The sequence below is a fragment of the Mesorhizobium sp. B2-6-2 genome (assembly GCF_006440615.1).
In the GTDB taxonomy this organism is placed as follows: Bacteria; Pseudomonadota; Alphaproteobacteria; order Rhizobiales; family Rhizobiaceae; genus Mesorhizobium.
Genome location: NZ_VFUG01000005.1, coordinates 60,242 through 82,292, shown reverse-complemented (window position 1 = coordinate 82,292; position 22,051 = coordinate 60,242). Strand labels below are relative to the sequence as shown.

The 22,051-nt window shown below is 64.6% G+C and carries 23 protein-coding genes; 11 read left to right on the top strand and 12 right to left on the bottom strand.

The features are described from left to right. The first annotated feature begins 46 nt into the window (after nucleotides 1-46). Entirely contained in the window at nucleotides 47-667 is a 621-nt protein-coding gene (locus FJ419_RS12880; RefSeq protein WP_140692664.1) for a pyridoxamine 5'-phosphate oxidase family protein, read from the top strand. Here FJ419_RS12880 and FJ419_RS12875 read toward each other — a convergent pair. The 3 genes from FJ419_RS12875 to ftsE form a co-directional block, all read right to left on the bottom strand. Then, nucleotides 664-1,392, bottom strand: a complete 729-nt coding sequence (locus FJ419_RS12875; RefSeq protein WP_140692661.1) for a YdcF family protein — start codon at nucleotides 1,390-1,392, stop codon at nucleotides 664-666. The two genes, FJ419_RS12880 and FJ419_RS12875, sit on opposite strands and share 4 nt — an antisense overlap. A 157-nt stretch (nucleotides 1,393-1,549) precedes the next feature. After that, nucleotides 1,550-2,536 (bottom strand): ABC transporter permease, encoded by a 987-nt coding sequence (locus FJ419_RS12870; protein WP_140692658.1) that lies wholly within the window; start codon nucleotides 2,534-2,536, stop codon nucleotides 1,550-1,552. After that, the gene (ftsE, locus tag FJ419_RS12865) at nucleotides 2,529-3,188 is read right to left on the bottom strand and encodes a cell division ATP-binding protein FtsE (RefSeq protein WP_027167480.1); all 660 of its coding nucleotides are present in this window, start codon (nucleotides 3,186-3,188) and stop codon (nucleotides 2,529-2,531) included. Before ftsE ends, FJ419_RS12870 begins: the two co-directional genes overlap by 8 nt. A 180-nt stretch (nucleotides 3,189-3,368) precedes the next feature. Here ftsE and FJ419_RS12860 point away from each other — a divergent pair, with 180 nt between their 5' ends. From FJ419_RS12860 to FJ419_RS12850, 3 genes are all read left to right on the top strand, one after another. After that, nucleotides 3,369-4,001: a hypothetical protein gene (locus FJ419_RS12860; RefSeq protein WP_140692655.1), complete on the top strand. Its 633-nt coding sequence runs from the start codon at nucleotides 3,369-3,371 to the stop codon at nucleotides 3,999-4,001. A 176-nt stretch (nucleotides 4,002-4,177) separates the two neighbouring features. Beyond that, on the top strand, nucleotides 4,178-4,720 hold the full coding sequence (gene hpt / locus FJ419_RS12855; RefSeq protein ID WP_095767471.1) for a hypoxanthine phosphoribosyltransferase: 543 nt from the start codon (nucleotides 4,178-4,180) through the stop codon (nucleotides 4,718-4,720). An 81-nt stretch (nucleotides 4,721-4,801) separates the two neighbouring features. Then, entirely contained in the window at nucleotides 4,802-5,173 is a 372-nt protein-coding gene (locus FJ419_RS12850) for a response regulator (protein ID WP_140692652.1), read from the top strand. On the opposite strand, the gene FJ419_RS12845 is transcribed toward FJ419_RS12850, so the two are convergent. Further along, nucleotides 5,156-6,121 carry a DMT family transporter gene (locus FJ419_RS12845; protein ID WP_140692649.1) on the bottom strand — a complete coding sequence of 322 codons (966 nt, stop codon included), beginning with the start codon at nucleotides 6,119-6,121 and terminating at the stop codon, nucleotides 5,156-5,158. The genes FJ419_RS12850 and FJ419_RS12845 overlap by 18 nt on opposite strands. Nucleotides 6,122-6,309: 188 nt before the next feature. Here FJ419_RS12845 and FJ419_RS12840 point away from each other — a divergent pair, with 188 nt between their 5' ends. Further along, entirely contained in the window at nucleotides 6,310-7,194 is an 885-nt protein-coding gene (locus FJ419_RS12840) for a LysR substrate-binding domain-containing protein (protein WP_140692646.1), read from the top strand. Nucleotides 7,195-7,247: 53 nt separating this feature from the next. Here FJ419_RS12840 and FJ419_RS12835 read toward each other — a convergent pair whose 3' ends face one another. From FJ419_RS12835 to argH, 5 genes are all read right to left on the bottom strand, one after another. Continuing rightward, the gene (locus FJ419_RS12835; RefSeq protein WP_140692643.1) at nucleotides 7,248-9,863 is read right to left on the bottom strand and encodes a TIGR02302 family protein; all 2,616 of its coding nucleotides are present in this window, start codon (nucleotides 9,861-9,863) and stop codon (nucleotides 7,248-7,250) included. 115 nt (nucleotides 9,864-9,978) lie between these two features. Beyond that, nucleotides 9,979-10,920 carry a threonine/serine dehydratase gene (locus FJ419_RS12830; protein WP_140692639.1) on the bottom strand — a complete coding sequence of 314 codons (942 nt, stop codon included), beginning with the start codon at nucleotides 10,918-10,920 and terminating at the stop codon, nucleotides 9,979-9,981. Between the two features lie 28 nt (nucleotides 10,921-10,948). Continuing rightward, nucleotides 10,949-12,217 carry a diaminopimelate decarboxylase gene (lysA, locus tag FJ419_RS12825; protein ID WP_140692635.1) on the bottom strand — a complete coding sequence of 423 codons (1,269 nt, stop codon included), beginning with the start codon at nucleotides 12,215-12,217 and terminating at the stop codon, nucleotides 10,949-10,951. Between the two features lie 55 nt (nucleotides 12,218-12,272). Then, nucleotides 12,273-12,479: a lipoprotein gene (locus FJ419_RS12820; RefSeq protein ID WP_095767477.1), complete on the bottom strand. Its 207-nt coding sequence runs from the start codon at nucleotides 12,477-12,479 to the stop codon at nucleotides 12,273-12,275. Nucleotides 12,480-12,632: 153 nt separating this feature from the next. Beyond that, on the bottom strand, nucleotides 12,633-14,033 hold the full coding sequence (gene argH, locus FJ419_RS12815; RefSeq protein ID WP_140692632.1) for an argininosuccinate lyase: 1,401 nt from the start codon (nucleotides 14,031-14,033) through the stop codon (nucleotides 12,633-12,635). Nucleotides 14,034-14,065: 32 nt separating this feature from the next. On the opposite strand from argH, the gene FJ419_RS12810 reads away from it, so the two are divergent. Then, the gene (locus FJ419_RS12810; protein WP_140692629.1) at nucleotides 14,066-14,749 is read left to right on the top strand and encodes a TlpA disulfide reductase family protein; all 684 of its coding nucleotides are present in this window, start codon (nucleotides 14,066-14,068) and stop codon (nucleotides 14,747-14,749) included. Nucleotides 14,750-14,758: 9 nt separating this feature from the next. Here FJ419_RS12810 and FJ419_RS12805 read toward each other — a convergent pair whose 3' ends face one another. Then, nucleotides 14,759-15,799 (bottom strand): endonuclease/exonuclease/phosphatase family protein, encoded by a 1,041-nt coding sequence (locus FJ419_RS12805; RefSeq protein WP_140692624.1) that lies wholly within the window; start codon nucleotides 15,797-15,799, stop codon nucleotides 14,759-14,761. Nucleotides 15,800-16,039: 240 nt separating this feature from the next. Between FJ419_RS12805 and FJ419_RS12800 the strand changes: the two genes are divergently transcribed. From FJ419_RS12800 to FJ419_RS12780, 5 genes are all read left to right on the top strand, one after another. Then, entirely contained in the window at nucleotides 16,040-17,392 is a 1,353-nt protein-coding gene (locus FJ419_RS12800) for an extracellular solute-binding protein (protein ID WP_140632891.1), read from the top strand. Between the two features lie 166 nt (nucleotides 17,393-17,558). Continuing rightward, complete coding sequence (locus FJ419_RS12795; protein WP_140692620.1) at nucleotides 17,559-18,443, top strand: ABC transporter permease subunit; 885 nt, start codon at nucleotides 17,559-17,561, stop codon at nucleotides 18,441-18,443. 8 nt (nucleotides 18,444-18,451) lie between these two features. Beyond that, a complete protein-coding gene (locus FJ419_RS12790; RefSeq protein WP_140692616.1) occupies nucleotides 18,452-19,366 on the top strand; it encodes an ABC transporter permease subunit in 915 nt (304 codons plus the stop codon). A gap of 11 nt (nucleotides 19,367-19,377) precedes the next feature. Next, entirely contained in the window at nucleotides 19,378-20,478 is a 1,101-nt protein-coding gene (gene ugpC / locus FJ419_RS12785) for a sn-glycerol-3-phosphate ABC transporter ATP-binding protein UgpC (protein ID WP_140692611.1), read from the top strand. Between the two features lie 48 nt (nucleotides 20,479-20,526). Further along, nucleotides 20,527-21,324 carry a phosphodiesterase gene (locus FJ419_RS12780; RefSeq protein WP_140692607.1) on the top strand — a complete coding sequence of 266 codons (798 nt, stop codon included), beginning with the start codon at nucleotides 20,527-20,529 and terminating at the stop codon, nucleotides 21,322-21,324. Nucleotides 21,325-21,327: 3 nt separating this feature from the next. Here the strand turns inward: FJ419_RS12780 and FJ419_RS12775 are convergent, their stop codons facing one another. Next, nucleotides 21,328-21,726 carry a type II toxin-antitoxin system VapC family toxin gene (locus tag FJ419_RS12775; protein ID WP_140692604.1) on the bottom strand — a complete coding sequence of 133 codons (399 nt, stop codon included), beginning with the start codon at nucleotides 21,724-21,726 and terminating at the stop codon, nucleotides 21,328-21,330. Further along, a complete protein-coding gene (locus FJ419_RS12770; RefSeq protein WP_140542597.1) occupies nucleotides 21,723-21,998 on the bottom strand; it encodes an AbrB/MazE/SpoVT family DNA-binding domain-containing protein in 276 nt (91 codons plus the stop codon). Before FJ419_RS12770 ends, FJ419_RS12775 begins: the two co-directional genes overlap by 4 nt. Nucleotides 21,999-22,051 lie beyond the last annotated feature (53 nt).

Genomic DNA, 22,051 nt, shown 5'->3' with positions numbered 1-22,051 from the left:
TCGGAAGAGCCTAATTGATGTGCGATTCTGTCCGCGGAGCGCCAGCATGAATGAATTCACCAGCGACGTCGCCTTCACGCCGACCGTCAAGGCCATCCAGTCCCGCAAGGGGTCGCGCGATTCCTATGCGCGCGTCGAGCATCGCGGCGGCTGGCGGGCAACCATCACACCGGACCTAGCCGCCTTCATCGAAGCGCAAACCAGCGTGTTCTTGGCGACGGCCAACGCCGAAGGCCAGCCCTACATCCAGCATCGCGGTGGGCCGGCCGGTTTCCTCAAGGTGCTGGACGAGCACATGATCGGCTTTGCGGATTTTTCCGGCAATCGGCAGTTCATCACCCAGGGCAATCTCGAGGACAATGACCAGGCCTTCCTGTTCCTGATCGATTACATGCTCCGGCAGCGCATCAAGATCTGGGGCAGGGCGCGTGTCGTCGAGAATGACCCGGAGCTGACGGCGAAGCTGATGCCCGCGGACTACAAGGCGCGGCCCGAGCAGGCGATCCTGTTCACGGTCTCCGCTTGGGATGCCAATTGCCCGCAGCACATCCCGCAGCGCTTCGAGGCGGCGGATGTCGCGGCCGCACTTGCCGAGCGCGACCGGCGCATCGCCGGCCTGGAGCAGGAGATAGCCCGCTTGCGCGGGAATGAGGCGGCTGAGGTTTAATTCTTCACCACGGTCGATGCTTCGGCGAGCGTGACGCCTTCGGGCGTCGCGCGCAGCGGCAGGAAGCCGCGCGCCAGAGACAGCACATATTTGCTGTATTCGGTCAGCAGCACACGCAGCGCCTCCGGCTTGGTCAGCCAGCCGCCATTGCCGAGATTGGTGTTGACCACCGGATAAGGCTCGAGGCGCGCGCCATGCAGAAGCCGGCCCATCTCAAGCAGGCTGCGCGGCATGTGGTAATTGTTGGTGACGATGATGATGCTGCCATAGGCGTGGTTTTCCACCCATTTGGCGCTTTCCTCGGCATTGCCGATGGTGTCGAGCGCGGCGCGGTCGATATCGACGCAGCAGGAAAAGAGCTGCTTGTCGCCGCCCATTGCTGCCTGCAGCTGGCGCTTGGTAGCCGACGGATGGACGCCGCTGATCAGCAGCCGTTCGCCTTTGCCGGAGGCCAGCAGCTCCATCGCCGCGTCAAGCCGCGACTGCCCGCCGGTGAGCACGATGATGGCGTCGGCCCTGGCCGGATTGGCCGGAGTCGTCATATGGCTGACCTTGTCGGCAAACCAGCCGAAGCCGCCGGCAAAAAGCACCAGCGCGGCGAGAACCACGAAACCGCAGACGCGCAGGGCGAGCCTCAAACGACCGAACCCGGCGAAGGCAGCGCTGCGCACGCGCATCGCCGGCATTCGTCCAGCCGTCTCGATCGAATCCCGCGCTTCCATCATCCTCAGGTTAATCCTGAAAGCCTCTAATGGTTAACTCCGAAATGCAGCCGTTGATAGGTAAGACGGCGCACATTGCGTTACGGCAAGTGTCCCGCGTGTGATCGTTGTCTTGTTTGTTTATAGCGCTTTGCGTCAGTTTCCGGATTGATCTCATGGGTCAGCCCGCATCCGGCTGGCGAACGTCGATGTCGCTGAGATAGGCGACGACGGTCGCATGCGAGGTGGCCGCGGTCAGCGCGCCGATCACCAGCACCATCAGGCCGACGCCGAAATAGCCGGCTGAGCCGATGGCGAAATTGCCGAACAAAGCGGTTGCCTGGTCGGCCTGGGGCGTCGCCATGTTGCGCGACGACCACCAGGAAAAGACGATGAAGACGGCGATCGCCAGGGCGCCGCCGGCGGCCGCGCCCTTCATGCCGGTGACCAGGAAATGCCAGCGGAACTCGCGCGCGATGAAGCGCGCCTCGGCGCCGACGAAATGCAGCACCTCGATGATGTGCCCGTTGCCGGCCATGGCGCCGCGCGTGGCGAACACCACCGTCAGCACGGTTGCCGACAGCATCAGCACCAGAACGGCAATGCCGATCGTCACGGTCGTGCGCGCCATGGCGACCAGCCGGTCGACCCAGGTGCGGTGATCGTCGAGTGCCGCGGTCGGTATTTTCGGCGTGATGGCGGCGCGCATGGCGGCAAAGTCGGGCGGGCTGGCCTCGTCGATGGTGACGATGATGAGGCGCGGCACCGGCAGTTCGTCGATGTTGAGGCCGCTGCCCAGCCACGGTTCCAGAAGACGTGCGGTCGCGTCGCGGTCGATGATCTTGGTGCCCTTCACGCCGGGGAAGTCGCTGGCGATCTGCGAGGCCTGCGCAAGGGCCGCCTCCATGTCCAAACCGTCGGCCGGCTTGATCTGGATCGTCGCCTCGCGCGATATCTGGTTTTCCCAGACGGAGGCGGTATCGCGCACCAGCGTCACGGCGCCGAAGGTGAGGCAGGACAGAAAGGTCATGATGGCGATGACCAGCACCAGCGCCCGTCCAGCGATGTTCTGCGCCGGCACGATCGGCGCCGTCTTGCGCTGGACACGCCGGACCGTCGTCGTCTCGAGCGCTTCGTGCTGGAGGTGATCGGCCGGAAGGTCAGTCATAAACGTCCAACCTTCCACCGGCCAGGATCATGCGGCGCGCATCGACCTGTTCCATCAGGCCGAGGTCGTGGGTGGCGATCACCACGGCGGTGCCCAGCCGGTTAAGCTCGATGAAAAGTCTGAGCAGCCGGCGCGCCAGCGGCGGGTCGACATTGCCGGTCGGCTCGTCGGCAAGCAGGATCTCCGGCTGTTCGATCAAGGCCCGGGCGATCGCGGCGCGCTGCTTCTCGCCGCCCGACAGCACGGGCGGCAGCACATGCATGCGGTCGCCGAGCCCGACCCATTTCAGCAGCTCGGTGACGTCGGTGCGGTAGCTCGCCTCCTCGCGCCCGCGCACGCGCAAGGGCAGCGCGACATTCTCGTAGGTCGTCATGTGGTCGAGCAGGCGGAAGTCCTGGAACACCACGCCGATGCGGCGGCGCAGCAGCGGCAGTTCGCCGCGCGATATGCGCGAGCGGTCCTTGCCGAAGATGGTGATCAGGCCGCGTGTCGGCTTCAGCGACATGAACAAAAGGCGCAGCAAGGTCGTCTTGCCGGCGCCCGAAGGGCCGCTCAGGAACTGGAAGGAGCGCTCCGGAATGTGCAGGGAGATATCGCGGAGGATCTCCGGACCCATGCCATAGCGGAGGCCGACATTTTCGAAGCGGATCACGTTCGGCGACCTGAAACTCTCGGCGGCGACGCGCCACAATCTACTTTAACAGACCATCGGCCGGCATGGTTAACCGGCGGTTAATTTTGCAACGCCCAGCATGCATCAAAGCCATTCCGGTGGGGAAGCGTTAACCAATTGCGTTTACGCAAAAGAAACGAAGACTGGACTGGTGCCGTAATGGCTGACGAGAGAACCGCGCGCCCTGTTTCCGGCGAAATCATGACCGCCACGGCAACAAATGCCGCGCCGGAACGCATCATGTTCGATGCGGCCGACATCGTCGATGCCGACTATGTGGTGCTGCCGCGTTTTGCCGCTTATCCAGAATCGGCACCGCCGCCGCAGATGCCGTCGACGCCATCGATCGGCGGCATGGGCATGCTGCGCAGACCGGAGGCGGCGCCGTCGCGATCCTCGCGTGGCGGTCCATTGTTTTGGATAGCCGGCGTCGGCATAGCGCTGATCTCCTTCTGGGTGTCGGGCGGCCACGCGCTGGTCCGGCAGGGCCCATTCTGGGCGACCGCCGCGCCGGCGAGCGCGCTCACCATCTCAGGTGTGAGGTCGCGCATCGATGCGTCGGGATTGAAGCCGGTGCTGTTCGTGGATGGCGAGGCCGCGAATGATGGCATGGGGTCGGAAACGCTGCCGCCGCTCGAAATCCGCGTTACCGACAACAATTCCAACATCATCCGCTACAGGCTGGGGACATCCAACCGTTCGCTGGGCCCGGGCGAAAGATTCGGCTTTTCGAGCCGCCTCGATGTGCCTAAAGACGGCGTCAGAACCGTCGCAGTCATCTTCGCCGGCTAGACGGGTCGATATTCAGGTGAGGCCGGCCTGCAAATAGCGGCTTCCTACGCTTCCGGTGCTCACGTACTGAAATGTACGCTCCGCTCCGGTTCTCGGCAGCCGCTATTTTCGGCTCGGCCTGACCTGAATCTCAACCCGTCTATCGACACCGCTGCCGTTTTTTTGAAGGAAAAACTATGCCAGTTGTACGCGGCAAGGACATCGAGGTCCTGTTTTCGGCGTCGGCGATCGCGCGCCGCAATCTCGAGCTCGCCAAGGAGATCGCCGGGCGCGATTACCATGACCTGCTGGTGATCTCGATCCTCAAGGGCTCGTTCGTCTTCGCCGCCGATCTCATCCGCGCCATGCATGATGTCGGCCTGTCGCCGGAAGTCGAGTTCATCTTCATCTCCAGCTATGGCGCCGGCACGACCAGCGGCGAGGTCAGGGTGCTGCGCGACATCGACAACGAGGTCGCCGGCCGCGACGTGCTGTTGATCGACGACATACTCGAATCCGGCAAGACGCTTTCCTACACCCGCGACCTGATGCTTTCGCGTGGCGCCAAGAGCTGCGCCATCGCGGTGCTGCTCGACAAGCGCATGCGCCGCCAGACCTCGCTCAACGCCGACTATGTGGGCTTCGACTGCCCGGACTATTTCGTCGTCGGCTACGGCATGGATGTCGCCCACGCCTTCCGCGAGCTGCCGTTTGTCGGGGTGGTGAAAGGCGACGCCTGAGGAGGCAGTGGCCATTGCGAAAAGCCGCCGATCGTTAGAATTTTCAGAAAACATCAACGTTTCGGCGGCATCAATCTCGGCATGGCAAAGCTTCTGATCGTCGAGGACGATGAGTCCGTCCGCACCCTCGCTGCCCGCGCGCTCGAGCGCGATGGCCATAATGTCACCATCGCCACCGACGGCGCGCAGGGGCTGGACATGATCCGGCAGGCGCGCGGCGGTTTCGATCTGGTGTTGTCCGACATCCGTATGCCGGAGATGGACGGCATCGAGATGGCGACGGCGGCCGCAAAAGAGTTCCCGACGATGCGGATCATGCTGATGACCGGCTATGCCGACCAGCGCGAGCGCGCCGAGGAACTCGACGGCATCATCCTCGACGTCGTGCAGAAGCCGTTCACGCTTGCCGAGATCCGTGCCCGCGTCGGCAAGGCATTAAGCTGCTTCGCTTGAGACCGCATCGGTCGTGACAGGCGCGGCCGGCGCTGCATTTCGCCGACGCCCGCCGCTCAGCGCAAGCAGGCCGGCGCCGATGATCAGCGCGGCGCCCAGCACGGTGGTTTCGCGCGGCACTTCGGCGAAGAACAGGAACCCCCACAGCGGCGACCACAGGATGCCTGTGTATTCGAAGGTGGCGACGCGGTTGGCCGGCGCCATCCGGTAGGCCTGCGACAGCAGGATCATGCCGGCGGAAGCGACGAGGCCGCAGGCGGCCATCTTCAGGAAGTCCGGCATTGTCGGCCATACCCATGGCCGCACCAGGAATTCGACGCTCGGATGCGCCGCATGGGTGATGCCGGCGAGATGAAAGACGGCCGCAACGGCAACGGCGCCGCTGAGATAGGCGCCGTTCTGGTAGAAGGCCATCACCGTCGATGATTCGGTGTCGCCGATACGGCGCGCCATCAGTTGCGAGAAGCCGTAGAGGAAGGCCGAACCCAGCGACAGCAGCGCCGCCCAGTCGAACACGCCGCCGCCGGGACGCACCATCACAAGCACGCCGACCAGGCCGATCAGCACCGTCGACAGGGTTTTCCATGAGACGCGCTCGCCGAGATAGGGACCGGCCATCGCCATGATGAACAGTGGCGCCATAAAATAGAGCGCCACCGCATCGGCCAGCGGCAAGGCGGCGATCGCCAGATAATAGACCGTGTAAGACGAGAACTGGATGAAGGCGCGCAGCGTCAGCATGCCGAAGCGCTTCGACAGCACCGCCTTCAGGCCGACATCGGCCTGGACGAGCACGATCAGGATCGGCAGCGCGACGATGGCGCGGATCGCCATCACCTCGGTCACCGGATAGCCGCCGGAAACCGCCTTCACCAGCGGATCCTGCAGCGAAAAGACCAGCACGCCGAGACAGAGACTCAGAATGCCCAGCACCATCCGGTTCTGCATGATCGATCCAGCGAAAAAGAACCCGCCGCCATTTTCAGGCAGCGGGTATGAGTGAGGACTCTTCGATTGGTCCGCGACCGATTTCGCGGCCGCATATCCAATGGGTGTCATGACTATCCTGCGGCGTTTGACATCTGGCAAACGAATTGGAATGATGCCAGCAATCAACTTTTCTTATGGCGACCTCGATGCGACCAGTCCTCGACAGCGATCTCTTGCGCACCTTCGTGGCGGTGGCCGAAACCGGCAATTTCACCCGCGCGGCGGAGAAAGCCGGGCGCACGCAATCGGCCGTGTCCATGCAGATGAAGAAGCTGGAGGACATGGTCGGCGACAATCTGTTCGAGCGCGGCTCGCGCGGCGTGGCGCTGACGCGCCGCGGCGGCGAGCTCATCGCCAACGCGCGCCGCATCGTCTCGCTGCTGGACGAGACCGCTGCCTCGCTGGTGGCGCCACCGCTGGGCGGGCTGGTGCGCATCGGCATTCCGGCCGAGTACGGCCGCTCGATCCTGTCACGGGCGCTGGGCGAATTCGCCAAGCGCCATCCGCGCGTCGAGGTCACAGTGCGCTACGCGCATTCGGATTCGCAGGTGCGGGCGCTCGCGGCCGGCGAGCTCGACCTCGCCGTGGTGTTCGAATGGGAGGGCTCTTCCGGCGGCGAGGTGCTGATGCACGACCCGACGGTCTGGGTTACGTCGACGCTGCACCACATGCACGAGGAACGGCCGGTGCCGATCGCGCTTTACAGCCGCAACGGCTGGTGCCGCGACTTCGCCATCAAGTCGCTGCAGCAGCGTGGCCTCGACTACCGCGTGGCCTACACCAGCGACACCAATGGCGGCCTGACGCTCGCCGTCACGTCCGGCCTGGCGATCGCGCCGATCTCGCGCAGCAACATCCCGGACGATTGCCGCGAATTGACGGCTGCCGACGGCTTCGGCGACATCGATTCCTCCAACGTCGTCCTGCACCGCAATCCGCTGGCGACCGGCGAAGCGATCGACGGCATGGAGAACGCCATCCGCGAGGCGTTCATGCTGACCAGGCAGACGGGCGTGGCGGTCGGAGCCTAACGGCGGCAACGGCCATCCGACGATGGCGAGGCGCTAAAGCCGACTCTATATGACTATTTCAGCTCCAGCAGCCGCTCGAGATAGCTGCGCTCGATATCGGGGCTGAGCGCGTTGCCGAGCCGCTTGCGGATCGCGTCGAGGATCTGGCGGGCACGCTGGACGTCGATCTCGTCGGGAACTTTAACCGAGGTGCCGTCATCGGGACCGTTGGTGGCGCGTGGCCGCCCCAACGGGTCGCGATCGGCATTCTGCTCGCGGCCGCCCTGCTCGCTGCCGCCCTGGTCGCCCTGCATGGCCTGCATCTGCTTCATCATTTCCTTGGCGCCGCGGCGCAGCGCCTCCAGCGCGCGGCCCTGGTGGCCGACGGCCTGGTCGCCGTCGCCCTGGCCAAGCGATTGTTCGGCATTGCCCATCGACTTGCCGGCCTCGCCGAAGCCCTCATTGGGCTCCATGCCCATGCCTTCGAGGCCTTTCTTCAACTGATCGAGCTCGCTCTGCAACTGGCCCTGGCCTTCCTGCAGCTGCTTCAGCGCATCGGCCAAATCCTTCGGCGACATTTTCGGCCGGCCCAGCGGATCGCGGTCCTGGCCGGGCCCGGGCCGCTGCTGCTGGTCGTCGGACTGGCCCTGTTCGCCATCCTCGCCAAGCTGCTGCTGCTCGCCGCCTTCGCCACGCTGCCCGCGCTGCATCTGGTCCAGGCGGAAGGTGTCGTTCATCATTTCCTGCTGGCGGCGCATGATGTCGCCGAGCTTGTCCATCTGCTGGCGCATCTCGCTGTCCTGCTCGCCGCCCGGCTGCTGGCGGCCGGCTTGCAGATTGTTCATCATGTCCTGCAGCTCGGAGAGAAGCTGCTGGGCCTTGTCGCGATCGCCCGATTTGGCCAGATTCTCGATCTGGTCCATCATGCGGTCGATATCGCTCTGGCGCAGCTCGCGGCCGTTCTGCTGCATCTGCGGCGCGTTCGGGTTCTGCTGCGCGCGCTGGGCGAATTCCTGCAGGAACTGGTTCATCGCCTCGCGCAGTTCCTTCATCGCCTTTTCGATCTCCTGATCGCTGGCGCCGTTCTTGATGGCGTCCTGCAACGCCTGCTGCGCCTGGCGCAGCCGCCGCTCGGCGGCCGACAGATTGCCTTCCTCGATGCCGAGCGCGATCTCCCACAGATAGGACACGACGTTGCGCAACTGATCGTCGCTCTCGGAGAGCTTCAGTCGGCTCCTCGCGCTCATGATGGCAAGATAGTTCGACATGTTGTCGAACGTATCCTCGGGACGTAGCGTGACCGCATCCATCAGGTCGAGAACGCGCGGCTTGGCATTGGTGTCGAGCGCCACCAGCCGGCGCTGTTCGATCACCGCTCGAGCCAGCGGATTGGCGAAGGGCCGCTCCGGCATGACAAGCGTTTTGGTTTCGCTGGTCGCGGTGTGGCCGGCGTCGTCCGTGGCAGTGAGCGTCAGCTTGATGTTGCTGCCGGCCCAGACATTCTCGGTCAGGTCCTTGGTCGTCTTGGCCGCGCTCGGCTTGCCGCCGCGGCGCGGCAACGTCAATGGCATGTCGGGCGCGCCGTAGAGCGGATGTGCGTTGGCGGCGGGCGGATCCGACAGCTCGAAAACGGCCTTGGCGGAGGCTGCACCATAGTCGTCGGCGATCTCGTAATTGAGCTCGATGGCGCCGTTGACAGCGCGCTTCGGCTCGCCGACGAAGCGGATCGTCGGCGGCTTGTCGGGAATGACGGCAAAGGCCCAGTGGCCGAGATCGCCTTCGCCGGATTTCAGCGTCAACGTGCCATTGGTGTTCAGCTTGCCGGAGAACTGGCGCACTTTTGGTGCGGTCTGGCCGGCGGCAGGCGCGGGGCCTTTGGGCGCGGCGGGCTCGATGGCGCGGTCATTGCCGCCTTGATCGGCATAGCTCAGCGTCTCCTCGCCCGAACCGCCGGTGACGCGCAGCGCGATGTCGCTACCTTGCGGAACGGAAAAGGTCTGGACGGCCTGGTTGGCATCGGCCGTCAGGAACACCGGCGCCTTGCCGGTATAGGCGGGCGGCGTCACCCAGGCGTCGATGCGCGGGGGCACGACATCGTGCGAGGCGCGGGCGACAAAACCGTCGCTGATCCTGCCGCCAAAGGGTCCGAAGGAGAAGGCAAGCGCCGTGACGAACAGCAGCCCCGCCACGGCGCGCAGGCCCCAGCGGTCGTAATCCGGCACGCCGGTGCGCGGCCGGTCGGCGCCGAGGCTCGAAAGCCGTTCGGCCATGCGCTTCTGGTGCTCGCGCCACAGCGCCTGCGAGAAGATGCTCTCGGCGCCGCTCGGCCGGTCGGTCTGCACCTGCACCGGACTGTGCAGCAATTCGTTCGCCGCCTCGATGCGCCGGTCGATCTCGGCTGCCGAGGGCATACGGAAAAAGCGAAGCGGGTAGAGCGCGGCGACCGCCGCCAGCGCGAACAGAATCAGAAGGCCGATGCGTACGGTGTCCGGCAGGCGCGGGAACAGGCCGAACCACGAAAAGCTGAAGAACAGGCTGGCGACGACCAGCAGCGGCAGCACGAGCGGCCAGGCGCGCTCGAAGGTCATCGAGGCCCGCGTCGCCAACCGGCTGAGCGCCAGGCGCCCAGCAAGGCCGCGTCCATCGCTGGCCCGGCTGCGTTCGCCGCTGGAAATGGGTCGTTCGGTCATCGGCCCTTCCTGCCCGGGCACGATAGCTCGGACGTCATCGCCAGAAGGATACCAGCAAACACGGCAAAGGCGAGGCGGGTTCCAAAAAACGTGAAGCGGTTTGGCCGGGTTATGATCAGAAATTGGCGAGATTCGTGTTCGAGCCGCAGACGAGGACGGCCACGCGCTCGCCGTCTCCGGGCACATAGCGTCCGGAAAGCATGGCGGCGAAGGCGGCGGCGCCACCCGGCTCGGCGATGATTCGCACGCGGTCCCATAGTGCCTTCTGCGCCGCGACGATGTCGTCGTCGCTGACCAGGATCGAGCGCTCGACGAAGGCCTCGGCGATCGGAAACATCATTTCGCCGACGCGCTTCGGCGCCAGCGAATCGGCGGCGATGCCTTCGGCGGGCGCATCGACCGGCTTTCCGGCCTCCAGGGCGCGGTAAAGCGTCGGCGCCCCTTCCGGCTCGATGGCGACGATGCGGATGCGGCCAGCGAACCAGGCTGCGATGCCGCCGATAAGGCCGCCGCCGCCGACCGCGACCAGCAGCGTGTCGATCCCAGGCAGGTCGGCCTCGATCTCCAGGCCGAGCGTGCCCTGGCCGAGCAGCGTTTCCTCCTGGTTGAAGGCGTGGATCTGCAGGGCGCCGGTCCTGGCCGCGAAGTCTTCGCTGGCGGCCAGCGCTTCGGCATAGCGGGCGCCGCCGACGATCAGCTCGGCGCCGTAGCCGCGAATGCGCATGAGCTTCGCCGGCGGGCTGACTTCGGGCACGAAGATGGTCGCCTTGTGCCCGAGCTTCATGGCGGCGTAAGCGACGGCGGCGCCATGATTGCCGCCGGACGCGGCGACCACGCCGGCTTCCGGCACCTGGCGTTCGAGCAGATTGGTGAAGGCGCCGCGCGCCTTGAACGAGCCGGAATGCTGCAGGCATTCGAGCTTCAGGTCGACCGGAAAGGCGGGCCGGTCGAAATCCGACATGTCGACGCGCATGACCGGCGTGTGGCGCACATAGGGGCGGATGCGCGGCTCCACGGCGGCGATGCGTTCGCGCGTGATCGTCTTCTTTTCCAGCATGGCCAGCTCCTTAAGGCGCGCCGCTCGGTTACTTCAGCCAGTCGGGGACCGAATCCAATCCAATCAGGTCCTCATAGGTCTGGCGCGGCCGCACGACGTGAAAACGGTCGCCGTCGACCAGCACCTCGGGCACCAGGAGCCTGGTGTTATAGGTGCCGGCCTGCACCGCGCCATAGGCGCCGGCGGTGGAAACCGCGATCAGGTCGCCCGACTCCAGTCTCGGAAGGTCGCGGTCGAGGCCGATGAAATCGCCGGTCTCGCAGACCGGCCCGACGACGTCGACCTTCATACGCGGCGCCGAAGCAGGCGGCTGCACCACCGGCCTGATGTCGTGGAAGGCGTCATAGAGCGTCGGCCGGATCAGGTCGTTCATGGCGGCGTCGACGACGAGGAAGTTCTTGGCGTCGCCTTCCTTCACGTAGATGACCTCAGACACCAGGATGCCGGCATTGCCGACGATCAGGCGGCCGGGCTCGAACATCACCTTCAGGCCGAGCCTGGTGACGTGCTTCCTGACGATCTCGGCATAGGCGTCGGGCAGCGGCGGCGGGCTGTTGTCGACGCGGTAAGGAATGCCGAGGCCGCCGCCGAGGTCGACATGCTCGATCGCATGGCCGTCGGCGCGCAGCACGCCCACCAGTTCGACCAGCAATGCGAAGGCATCATCGAAAGGCTGCAATTCGGTGATCTGGCTACCGATATGGGTGTCGATGCCGGTCACCTTGATCCCGGGCAGTTCAGCCGCGCGGGCATAGACCTGCCGCGCGCGCTGCCAGGGAATGCCGAACTTGTTCTCGGCCTTGCCGGTCGAGATCTTCTTGTGCGTCCTTGCATCGACATCCGGATTGATGCGCAGCGAGACGGGCGCCACCTTGCCGAGGGCCACGGCGCGCGCCGACAAAAGCTCCAGCTCAGGCTCGGATTCGACGTTGAAGCAGAGAATGCCGGCATTGAGGGCAAAGTCCATTTCCCGCGCGGTCTTGCCGACGCCGGAAAACAGGATCTTGCCGGCCGGGATGCCGGCGGCCAAAGCGCGGCGCAATTCGCCTTCGGAGACCACGTCGGCGCCTGCGCCCTGCCTGGCCAGCGTCCTCAGCACGGCCTGGTTGGAATTCGCCTTCATGGCGTAGCAAACCAGCGCGTCGAGGCCGGAAAAAGCCTCCTTGAAGACGCGGAAATGCCGGGTCAGCGTCGCCGTCGAATAGCAATAGAAGGGCGTGCCGACCTCGGCTGCGATGTCGGGAATGGCGACGTCCTCGGCATGGAGCACGCCGTCGCGGTAGTCGAAATGGTTCACGGGGTTCGGTTCCGAAAGGTTGAAGCTCGATGGGACCGGGTCGATCTCACCGGCTCTAGAGCAGGGGATCGAGGATGAATTTCCTGTCCTTGACGGGTTTTTCCGGCTCGGGCGGCACCGGCTGCTTGGCGCGTTCGGCATCCTTGCGCGCCTGCTCCGCCGCCTCATAAGGCGTGTCGAGGCCGGTCTTCCTGCCGCAGGCCGTGACGGTGACTACCGCAGCCAGCAGCGCCAGCGTCACCAAAATCCTGCTACGGGTCATCGATCCATCCGTTCGAAACTGATTGCGTGCTGCGCTTTTAGACGAGTTTTCAGCGCTTTGCATCCCGGCAATTTAAAGCGCGACGCGCTTTAAATCTTTGTTTTGATGCATGTCGTTGTCCCAGAACCGCTGCACACTTCTGGGCGACATGCATTAAGCCTTGGCGAGCCGCTTTTTCCAGTAGCGGGTCTGCTTTCGCACTTCCGACGGCGCGGTGCCGCCGAAGCTCGTGCGGCTCTTCACCGAATTCTGCACGGCAAGCACCGAGAAGATGTCGTCGGTGATGCCCGAATGGATCGAGCGCAGGTCGTCCAGCGAGAGCTTCTCCAGCCCGACCCTCTTCTCCTCGGCCAGCGCCACGGCGCGGCCGGTGACATGATGGGCTTCGCGGAAGGGGAGGCCCAGATTGCGCACCAGCCAGTCGGCCAGGTCGGTCGCGGTGGCGTGACCGGCGCCTGCGGCCTTCTTCATGGCGGCGGCGTTGACGGTCATGTCGCGCACCATGCCGGCGGTCGCCGCCAGCATCAGGTCGAGCGTCTCGGCGGCGTCGAAGACCGCTTCCTTGTCTTCCTGCATGTCCTTGCCGTAGGTCAGCGGCATGCCCTTCATCACGGTCAGCAGGCCGACCAGATGGCCGTTGACGCGGCCGGTCTTGCCGCGCACCAGCTCGGCAGCGTCCGGGTTCTTCTTCTGCGGCATGATCGAGGAGCCGGTGGAGAAGGAATCCGATAGGCGGATGAAGCCGAATTGCGGCGTCGACCAGATGATGATCTCCTCGGCGAGCCTGGAGAGGTGCGTCGCGCAGATCGCGGCAAGGCTCAGGAATTCGAGCGCGAAATCGCGGTCCGAAACGCTGTCGAGGGAATTGCGCGTCGGCTCGCGGAAGCCCAGCGCCTTCGCCGTCATGTGTCGGTCGATGCCGAAGCTCGTGCCGGCAAGGGCCGCCGCGCCCAGCGGGCTTTCGTCCATGCGCTCGATGGCGTCGCGGACGCGCGAGAGGTCGCGGCCGAACATCTCGACATAAGCCATCAAGTGGTGGCCGAAGGTCACCGGCTGCGCCGCCTGCATATGGGTGAAGCCGGGCATGACGGTCGCCGCATGCTCCTCGGCGCGTTCGAGGAACGCGGCGATCAGGTCCTTCAGCGCCCGGGCGACGCGCTGGGATTCCTGCTTGACCCAGAGCCGGAGATCGACCGCCACCTGGTCGTTGCGCGAGCGGGCGGTGTGCAGGCGTCCCGCCGCCGGGCCGATCAGGTCGGCAAGGCGGGCCTCGACATTCATGTGGATGTCTTCCAGCTTGGTCGAGAATTCGAACGTGCCGGCCTCGATCTCTTTCAGGATCGTGTTCAGCCCGTGAGCGATTTTTTCTTGATCGGCGGCCGAAATAATGCCCGTTTCAGCCAACATCTCGCTATGGGCGATCGATCCGCTTATGTCCTGCGCATAGAGCTTGCGGTCGAAGCCGATCGACGCGTTGATCGCTTCCATGATCGCGGCCGGACCCGAGGCAAAACGTCCGCCCCACATCTGGTTGCTGGCCTTCTTGTCGCTCATCGCTATAACCCGTGCTCCGGAGCAGTTTTGAAATGGCAGACGGCAAGAGGTTCTTTTTTCCGGCTACGCGCCTCATCCTCGCCGCTTTGGTGGCGGGCGTGCTGGCCGGCGCGGTCGCGGTATATGTCAGCGAGAGCGGTTCTGGCAACAACGCTCCCGAGAAGGCCGTCGCGGTCGCCGGCAAGGACGATGCCGCCTGCGCGGCCAAGGCCGACCGGGCCAAGCAGGTCGCCGCCAAGGCCGTCGGCCAGATCGCGGCGCTGCAGCCGGCCGATCCGCCGCAATCGCTGAAGAGCTTGGCCTTCAACGGCCCCGACGGCAAGCCGATGACAATCGCCGACCATGCCGGCAAGACCGTGCTGCTCAATCTGTGGGCCACATGGTGCGCGCCATGCCGCGCCGAGATGCCGGCGCTCGACGCGCTGCAGAAGGAGAAGGGCAGCAAGGAATTCGAGGTGATCGCGGTCAATGTCGATACCGGCGACGACGCGAAGCCGAAGAAGTTCCTCAAGGAGATCGGCGTCGAGACGCTCGGCTTTTACCGGGACCCGACGATCGCCCTGTTCAATGAGGCGAAGACGCGCGGGCTGGCGCTCGGGCTTCCCGTGACCATGCTGATCGACGCAGATGGCTGCCTGATCGCGCATATGAACGGCCCGGCCGAATGGTCGAGCCCTGATGCCAAGCGGCTGGTGGAAGGGGCGCTCGAACCCTGATTGCGGCCGCTATCTTACCCGCACTGTAACCACCAGCGCCTCGTGGTCGGCGCTCGGGCTGCCGTCCGGCAAGACCGCTGGCAGTGTCTCCGGTGCGCTTGCCGCGAGGCCACGGGTGAAGAACCAGTCGATATGGCCGGTGGGCGTGGTGTCGCCCGCCGGGCGCCGCTGCGTCGGTTTGTCCAGCGCGTTGGCGCCGCGCCAGTCGTATCCGCGTTCGGCCATGATGGCGAAGAGGGGCTCGTGGCGGTCGGGGCACATCAGCCGGTCCGGTTCGGCGTCGATGCGCGCCTGCCATGCGGCCGGATCGGCGTGACGCTCTTCATAGGTGGCGGTCAACGTGTTGAAGTCGCCGCCGATCAGCACCGGCGCTTCCGCGTCATATCTGTCGATGGCGTCGAGGAGGTGGCGCGTCTGGTCGGCGCGGCCAGCAGGGGTCGTACGGTTCTCGAGGTGCACCGAGACGACGGTGACCCGATGGTCGCCGACCGTCACCTGGCCGCCAAGCGCCATGCGGCCGCCGACGCGCGGCTGGCCGTGCTCCGGCAGGAACCATGCGCCAGCCGCGTCCAGCCGAACGAGGAAAGGCCGCAGCAGCGGGACGGCGCTGGTTATGGCGTTGCCATGGAAGCCCTCAAGGTTCTCGGCGCCGCCATTTGCCGCCTGCTCGGCCTCATTGCCGGCGCCGAGTTCGAGGAACTCGACGCCATAGGCGTAGGAATGGCCTAGACGATCGGCAAGCCGGCTCAAAAGATGGCCGTTGCCGGAGCGCGCCATGCCCTTGTCGACTTCCGAAAGCAGCACGACGTGCGGCGCCCGGTCGGCGATCGTTGTGGCGATGGCATCGACATGGCGCAGCCGCTCGACGTTCCAGGCCATGACGGTCAGGCTCTCGCCGGCGCTCTCGCGCGACGCCCGGCCGCCGATCTCGATCTCGCCGAGGGCGGGAACGGCGGCCGCGTGGCGCAGATGGGTGGCGCTGTCGCGCGGTCCGTCCCGCATCGCGTTGCGGGCGGCGACGGGCACGTGCGTGAGCTGCGGGACCAGCATGTCTCTTCTCATCCAGTTAGCCGGTTAATCACGGAGGTCTTTTCGCCGCTTCGCAGCGCCCTAGCTTCCTAGAGCGCCGATGTGACGTTTTCATGCCGGCGCGACCGCTGCCGGGGGAGGAGAGACTGGCTGTCCACAGGGGCTTCGGGCCCACAACAGAACTGTCACATACCTTCTCTATGAGAGCGGGCAAGGACTTGCGCAAAACCTTGTCACACTGCCACTCAAGAGGGAAAAACCATGACGATCATCAAGCGGGGCTTTGCCGCCCTTGCCGCTGGCGCGCTCAGCACCGCGCTTGCGATTCCTGCTTTTGCCGAGCCGGTCAAATTCGATTTCTGGTTCGGTCTTTCGGGCGACCTCGCCCGCGTCGTCGACACGCTGTGCAAGAACTTCAACGATTCCCAGAAGGACTACCAGGTCGTCTGCACCAGCCAGGGCAATTACGACGCCACGCTGCAGAACACGATCGCCGCCTTCCGCGCCGGCAAGCAGCCCACCGTTGTCCAGGTCTATGACGTCGGCACCGCCACCATGATGCTGTCGGGCGCCTACAAGCCCGCCGACAAGCTGATGGAAGAGAACGGCTACAAGATCGACTACAGCGACTATTTCCCGGGCATCGCCCGCTACTACGCGACCTCGAAGGGCGAGATGCTGTCCTTCCCGTTCAACTCGTCGACGGCGCTGATGTACTGGAACAAGGACGCCTTCGCCAAGATCGGCAAGACCGAGGCGCCGAAGACCTGGGAAGACGTCGCCGCCGACCTCAAGGCGCTGAAGGACGCCGGCTATGATTGCCCGATGGCGATCAACATCTCGGCCAACGAAAGCTGGCAGCTGATGGAGCAGTTCTCGGCGCTGCACAACCAGCCGATCGCCACCAAGAACAACGGTTATGACGGTCTCGACGCGCGTCTGGAAGTCAACAAGACCAAATTCGTCCAGTACGTCACCGACCTCAAGAAGTGGTATGACGCGGGCCTGGTCAAGATCAAGTCCAAGGACCTCGGCCAGGACATGGTTCAGGCCTTCGCCACCGGCACCTGCCAGCTCATCCTGACCTCGGTCGGCGATCACGGCACGGTCGGCCGCACCCAGAAGGAAGGCATGAAATGGGACGTGGCCGAGCTGCCGGTCTATGCCGGCACCGAGCGCAAGAACTCGCTGGTCGGCGGCGCTTCGCTGTGGGTGCTGTCGGGCAAGTCGGACGCCGAATACAAGGGCGCGGCCGCGTTCCTCAATTTCATCCACGACCCCAAGACCGCTTTGTTCTGGTCGACCAACACCGGCTACATTCCGGTGACGAAGTCGGGCTTCGATTTCATGAAGTCCGACGGCTTTTACGACAAGGCGCCCTATAAGGGCCGCGAAGTGGCGATCGCCAGCCTGACCGCGTCGGAGCCGACCGAGATCACCCGCGGCATCCGCCTCGGCAACTTCACCCAGATCCGCGCCGAATTCGGCACGCAGATGCAGGCGATCTTCGCCAACAAGGTCAGCGTGCAGGAAGGCCTCGACGCGCTGGTCAAGAATGGCGACGCGATCCTCGAGCGCTTCCAGCAGACCTATCCGGGTAAGACCCTGCCCTGATCCCGGATACTGGAACGGCCGCCCGCCGAGCATCGACGGGCGGCCATTTCATAGGGGTTTTGATTTGGGCACGTCTTTGTCGCGAAACCGGTTCCCACTTTCGGGAGACATGCCTTAGTCTTGTGCCGCGCGAGCGGGTTGGCGGTTGAACGACATCGGCGGATCGATGGAAAAACGCGTCACTTTCAGCAAATGGACGATCGGCATCCTGTTCGCGGTGCCGCAGCTTATTCTGATCTTCACCTTCTTCTACTGGCCGGCCGGGCAGGCCGTGTACTGGTCGCTGACGCTGCAGCAGCCCTGGGGCGGCGGCAATATCTGGGTCGGGCTCGACAATTTCCGCTCGATCCTGTCCAACGCCAGCTACTGGGACTCGATCACCGCCAGCATGATCTTCGCCGGCATCAGCACGGGACTTGCGATGACAATCGCGCTGGTTCTCGCCGCCTTGACCGACCGCCAACTTGCCGGCTCATGGCTTTATCGCGTGGTGCTGATCTGGCCCTACGGCATCGCGGCACCGGCGCTGGCGCTGGCGTTTCGCTTCATCCTGGCACCGGAAGCCGGCTTCATGGCCGTGGTCAACCAGGTCTGGCCCGGCTTCTGGGACCCCGGCCTCGACGGCACCGACGCCATGGCCTCGATCATCATCGCCTTCTCGTGGAAGTATGTCGGCTACAATTTCATCTTCTTTCTCGCCGCCTTCCAGTCAATTCCGCGCTCGCTGATCGAGGCGGCGGCGATGGACGGCTCCGGCGTCATCAGGCGCTTCTGGGATATCCAGTTTCCGCTGATCACGCCGACCATCTTCTTCCTGCTGGTCATCAACATCACCGAGAGCTTCCAGGATTCCTTCGGCATCGTCGACATCATGACCGCAGGCGGACCGGCTAACGCCACCAATCTGATGGTCTACAAGATCTATTCCGACGGCTTCAAAGGTTTGGATTATTCAGGCGCCGCCGCGCAGAGCATCATCCTGATGCTGCTCATCATCGCGCTCACCATCGTCCAGTTCCGCTTCATCGAGCGGCGCGTGCATTATCGTTGAGGCGGGCCATGGTCGAGCGCACCCCGATCCTCAATTTCTTCACGCATCTGATCCTGTTCGTCGGCTTCGTATTCTGCGTGGCGCCGTTCGTCATCGTAGCGATCGCCGCCTCGCATAATCTGAAGGACGTCAACGACGTGCCGATGTCGCTGCTGCCGGGCAGCGATTTCTGGGTCAACATCAAGACGGCCTGGACCACCGCCGATCTCGGTCCGAAGCTGCTCAACTCCTTCATCATGGCGTTCGGCGTCGCCGCCGGCAAAGTCATCATCTCGGCGCTGACCGCCTTCTCGATCGTCTATTTCCGCTATCCCGGCCGCATGCTGATGTTCTGGCTGATCTTCATCACGCTGATGCTCCCGCTCGAGGTGCGCATCGTGCCGACCTACGCGGTGGTCGCCAACGTGCTCGAGCCCTATCAGGCGATCATGGACCTGACCGGCTTCTCCTGGCTCATCGAAAAGGTCTCGGGCGTGCAGGTTTCGCTCAGCCTGGGATTGCTCAATTCCTATAGCGGCCTGATCCTGCCGCTGGTCGCGACCGCCACTGGCACCTTCCTCTACCGCCAGTTCTTCCTGACCGTGCCGGACGAATTGACCGAGGCGGCGCGCATGGACGGCGCCGGTGCGCTGCGCTTCTTCGTCGATATCCTGCTGCCGCTGTCGCGCAACAACATGGCGGCGCTCGGTACCATCATGTTCCTGTGGGCCTGGAACCAGTACCTGTGGCCGTTGCTTATCACCACCGACCAGTCGCATGCGATGGCGGTGACAGAGCTGAAGCAGCTGATACCCAATGTCGGCGGCGCGCCGGAATGGCATATCGCCATGGCCGGCACGCTTATCGTCATGCTGCCGCCGCTGATCGTCGTTGTGCTGATGCAGCGCTGGTTCGTGCGCGGCTTGATCGCCACCGAAAAATAAGGAGACGGGAAATGGCCTCCATCGCCATTCGCGGCGTCAAGAAGAACTACGCCAAGACGCAGGTCGTGCACGGCGTCGACCTCGACTTCGCGTCGGGCGAATTCGTCGTCATCCTCGGGCCGTCTGGTTGCGGCAAGTCCACGCTGCTTAGAATGATCGCCGGGCTGGAAGAGATTTCCGACGGCACGATCGCGATCGACGGCACGGTGGTCAACAAGCTCGAGCCGCGCGAGCGCGGTTGCGCCATGGTGTTCCAGAACTACGCGCTCTACCCGCATATGAGCGTGGCCCAGAATATCGGCTATTCGTTGAAGGTGGCCGGCGTTCCGTCGGCCGAACGCGCTCAGCGCGTCCAGGCGGTGGCGCGCGTCCTGGAGCTGGAGCACCTGCTCGACCGCAAGCCGATGGCGCTGTCCGGCGGCCAGCGCCAGCGCGTCGCCATGGGCCGCGCCATGATCCGCGAGCCGAAGGTGTTCCTCTTCGACGAGCCGCTCTCAAACCTCGACGCCAAGCTGCGGGTGCAGATGCGCTCCGAGATCCGCAAGCTGCACCGGCGCCTCAGCGCCACTTCCGTCTTCGTCACGCACGACCAGGTCGAGGCGATGACGCTGGCCGACCGGCTGGTGGTGATGAATGGCGGCCGCGTCGAGCAGGTGGGCACACCGGCGGAAGTCTACAGCCGGCCGGCGAGCCGCTTCGTGGCCACCTTCGTCGGCGCGCCGGCGATGAACATGCTCGAAGGCACCGTCACGCTCGACGGGCTGTCATTGCTCGGCGGCAGCCGCAAGCTCAACGTGTCGCGCACGGGCCTGCCGGTCGGCGCGAAAGTCGCTGTCGGCGTCCGGCCGGAGGCTGTGCGCATGGTGGCGCCGGGCACGCCCGGAGCGCTCGCGGCGACCGTCGACCTCGTCGAGGAATTGGGCGCCGGCCGCGTCGTCTATGTCGATCTCGACGGCGCGCCGTTCTCCATCGTGACGTCCGAGACCGTCCATCCCGAACCGGGCAGCACGATCGGCCTGCAGTTCGCCGAAGCGGACCTGCACTTCTTCTCCTCGGAGACGGGCGCCAGGCTCGACGTGTTCAAGGCCTCGGTGCCGGAACCGGTGCTGTAAGGCGGGCCTTGCAAGGCTGACTTTGCAAATTGCTTGAGGGTTCACGGAATGAAGATCATCCAGGTCACCGACATCCATCTCGATCGTCGGCGCCAGATGCGCTACGGCGCGGATCTGAATGAGCGGCTCGATCGTTGCATAGACCATATCAATGCGCGGCATGGCGATGCGGCGCTCTGCATCTTCACCGGCGATCTGGCCGACGACGGCGAGGCCGAGAGCTATGCCGATTTGAAATCGGCGCTGAGCCGGCTCACTGTGCCTTGCCAGCTGCTGCCTGGAAACCATGACCGGCGCGCCAATCTGATCGCCGCCTTTCCGGATAACGGGACGGACGGCAACGGCTTCGTGCAGTCGGTGCTCGACACGCCGGAAGGGCGCCTCGTTTTTCTCGACAGCCTGGCGGAAGGCCGCGTCACCGGCGAGTTGTGCGACAGCCGGCTTGCATGGCTCGACGCACGGCTTGGCGAGGCGGCAGGCAAGGCGGCCTATATTTTCCTGCATCATCCGCCCGTCGAGCTCGGCCTCACGCTGCTCGATCCGCTCGGCCTCGAACAGCCGCACCGGTTGATCGACGTGCTGACCCGCCACGGCAATGTCCGCTACATCTTCTTCGGCCATGTCCATCGCGACATCGCCGGCACCGTCGCCGGCATTCCGTTTTCGGTGCAGCGCGGCCTGCATGCCCGCTTCATGCTCGACCTGGTCGGCGACGAAGTGGTCGAGCAGGCTCCGCCCGCCTATTCGATCATCCTGATCGATGGGCAGCGCGTGGTCATCCACAGCGTTGATTTCCTGGAGCAATGGCCGCTTTGGTCGCCTGCGACCGGGCAGCGTGTGCGGTAGAAATCACCCGAGCAACAGCGTGGGCGTTCCCAACCCTTCGACGAGCTTTGCCGCTTTCCTGTCGAAGGACACGAAGGTTTCGCCGCCGAGCCACTGGCCGTCGAACGCGATCACGCCATCCGCGAAATCGCCACCGGCGTCGAGCACGGCCAGGCCCGCTTCGATCGTTGGTCGGTTGGCTACGACGTTGCGCATATCGAGGATGCGGCGGATCGAGGCGGATATGTCGGACCGCGCGACCCGGTAACTTCTGTCCAGCACCCAAACAAATTCACAGAGCGCTTGAACGCTGATCGCGACCAGCTCGGCTGCTTCCAGGGTCTCGGCTGCGGTCCGTTGCTGCGCTTCGTCGTCCCCGACGACAAGGCGCAACAGCACGTTGGTGTCGAGGCCGATCTTCATTTGCGCTCGATTCCGCGCATCCCGCTCGAAGCGCCGGCGTCGGCGATCGCATCGTTGATCTCATCGATCGAAAGCCGTGCACCGTTCGTCTTGGCCTTGAGCATCCCGCTCAGCTCTTGCCAGGAGCCCTTGCCCTGGTCGGCTTTCAGCTCCGCCCGCCCGCCGGGTAGAAGATCAAGCCTGATCTTGTCGCCGGGCTGGATGCCGAGATGCTTGAGCACGTCCTTCCGGAACGTGACCTGACCCCGCGCAGTAACAGTCAGTGTCGTCATAATGGCCTCCTAGCTCAATAATAATGCAGAATTGCATTATTCTCAAGGTGGAG

Coding starts and splice junctions, on each gene's coding strand:
- FJ419_RS12795 (WP_140692620.1), top strand. CDS start 17,559: ATGGAAAAACGCGTCACTTTCAGCAAATGGACGATCGGCATCCTGTTC.
- hpt (WP_095767471.1), top strand. CDS start 4,178: ATGCCAGTTGTACGCGGCAAGGACATCGAGGTCCTGTTTTCGGCGTCG.
- FJ419_RS12830 (WP_140692639.1), bottom strand. CDS start 10,920: ATGCTGGAAAAGAAGACGATCACGCGCGAACGCATCGCCGCCGTGGAG.
- FJ419_RS12845 (WP_140692649.1), bottom strand. CDS start 6,121: ATGCAGAACCGGATGGTGCTGGGCATTCTGAGTCTCTGTCTCGGCGTG.
- FJ419_RS12790 (WP_140692616.1), top strand. CDS start 18,452: ATGGTCGAGCGCACCCCGATCCTCAATTTCTTCACGCATCTGATCCTG.
- argH (WP_140692632.1), bottom strand. CDS start 14,033: ATGAGCGACAAGAAGGCCAGCAACCAGATGTGGGGCGGACGTTTTGCC.
- FJ419_RS12820 (WP_095767477.1), bottom strand. CDS start 12,479: ATGACCCGTAGCAGGATTTTGGTGACGCTGGCGCTGCTGGCTGCGGTA.
- FJ419_RS12810 (WP_140692629.1), top strand. CDS start 14,066: ATGGCAGACGGCAAGAGGTTCTTTTTTCCGGCTACGCGCCTCATCCTC.
- FJ419_RS12775 (WP_140692604.1), bottom strand. CDS start 21,726: ATGAAGATCGGCCTCGACACCAACGTGCTGTTGCGCCTTGTCGTCGGG.
- FJ419_RS12780 (WP_140692607.1), top strand. CDS start 20,527: ATGAAGATCATCCAGGTCACCGACATCCATCTCGATCGTCGGCGCCAG.
- ugpC (WP_140692611.1), top strand. CDS start 19,378: ATGGCCTCCATCGCCATTCGCGGCGTCAAGAAGAACTACGCCAAGACG.
- FJ419_RS12805 (WP_140692624.1), bottom strand. CDS start 15,799: ATGCTGGTCCCGCAGCTCACGCACGTGCCCGTCGCCGCCCGCAACGCG.
- FJ419_RS12770 (WP_140542597.1), bottom strand. CDS start 21,998: ATGACGACACTGACTGTTACTGCGCGGGGTCAGGTCACGTTCCGGAAG.
- FJ419_RS12870 (WP_140692658.1), bottom strand. CDS start 2,536: ATGACTGACCTTCCGGCCGATCACCTCCAGCACGAAGCGCTCGAGACG.
- FJ419_RS12840 (WP_140692646.1), top strand. CDS start 6,310: ATGCGACCAGTCCTCGACAGCGATCTCTTGCGCACCTTCGTGGCGGTG.
- FJ419_RS12860 (WP_140692655.1), top strand. CDS start 3,369: ATGGCTGACGAGAGAACCGCGCGCCCTGTTTCCGGCGAAATCATGACC.
- FJ419_RS12800 (WP_140632891.1), top strand. CDS start 16,040: ATGACGATCATCAAGCGGGGCTTTGCCGCCCTTGCCGCTGGCGCGCTC.
- FJ419_RS12880 (WP_140692664.1), top strand. CDS start 47: ATGAATGAATTCACCAGCGACGTCGCCTTCACGCCGACCGTCAAGGCC.
- FJ419_RS12875 (WP_140692661.1), bottom strand. CDS start 1,392: ATGATGGAAGCGCGGGATTCGATCGAGACGGCTGGACGAATGCCGGCG.
- FJ419_RS12850 (WP_140692652.1), top strand. CDS start 4,802: ATGGCAAAGCTTCTGATCGTCGAGGACGATGAGTCCGTCCGCACCCTC.
- FJ419_RS12835 (WP_140692643.1), bottom strand. CDS start 9,863: ATGACCGAACGACCCATTTCCAGCGGCGAACGCAGCCGGGCCAGCGAT.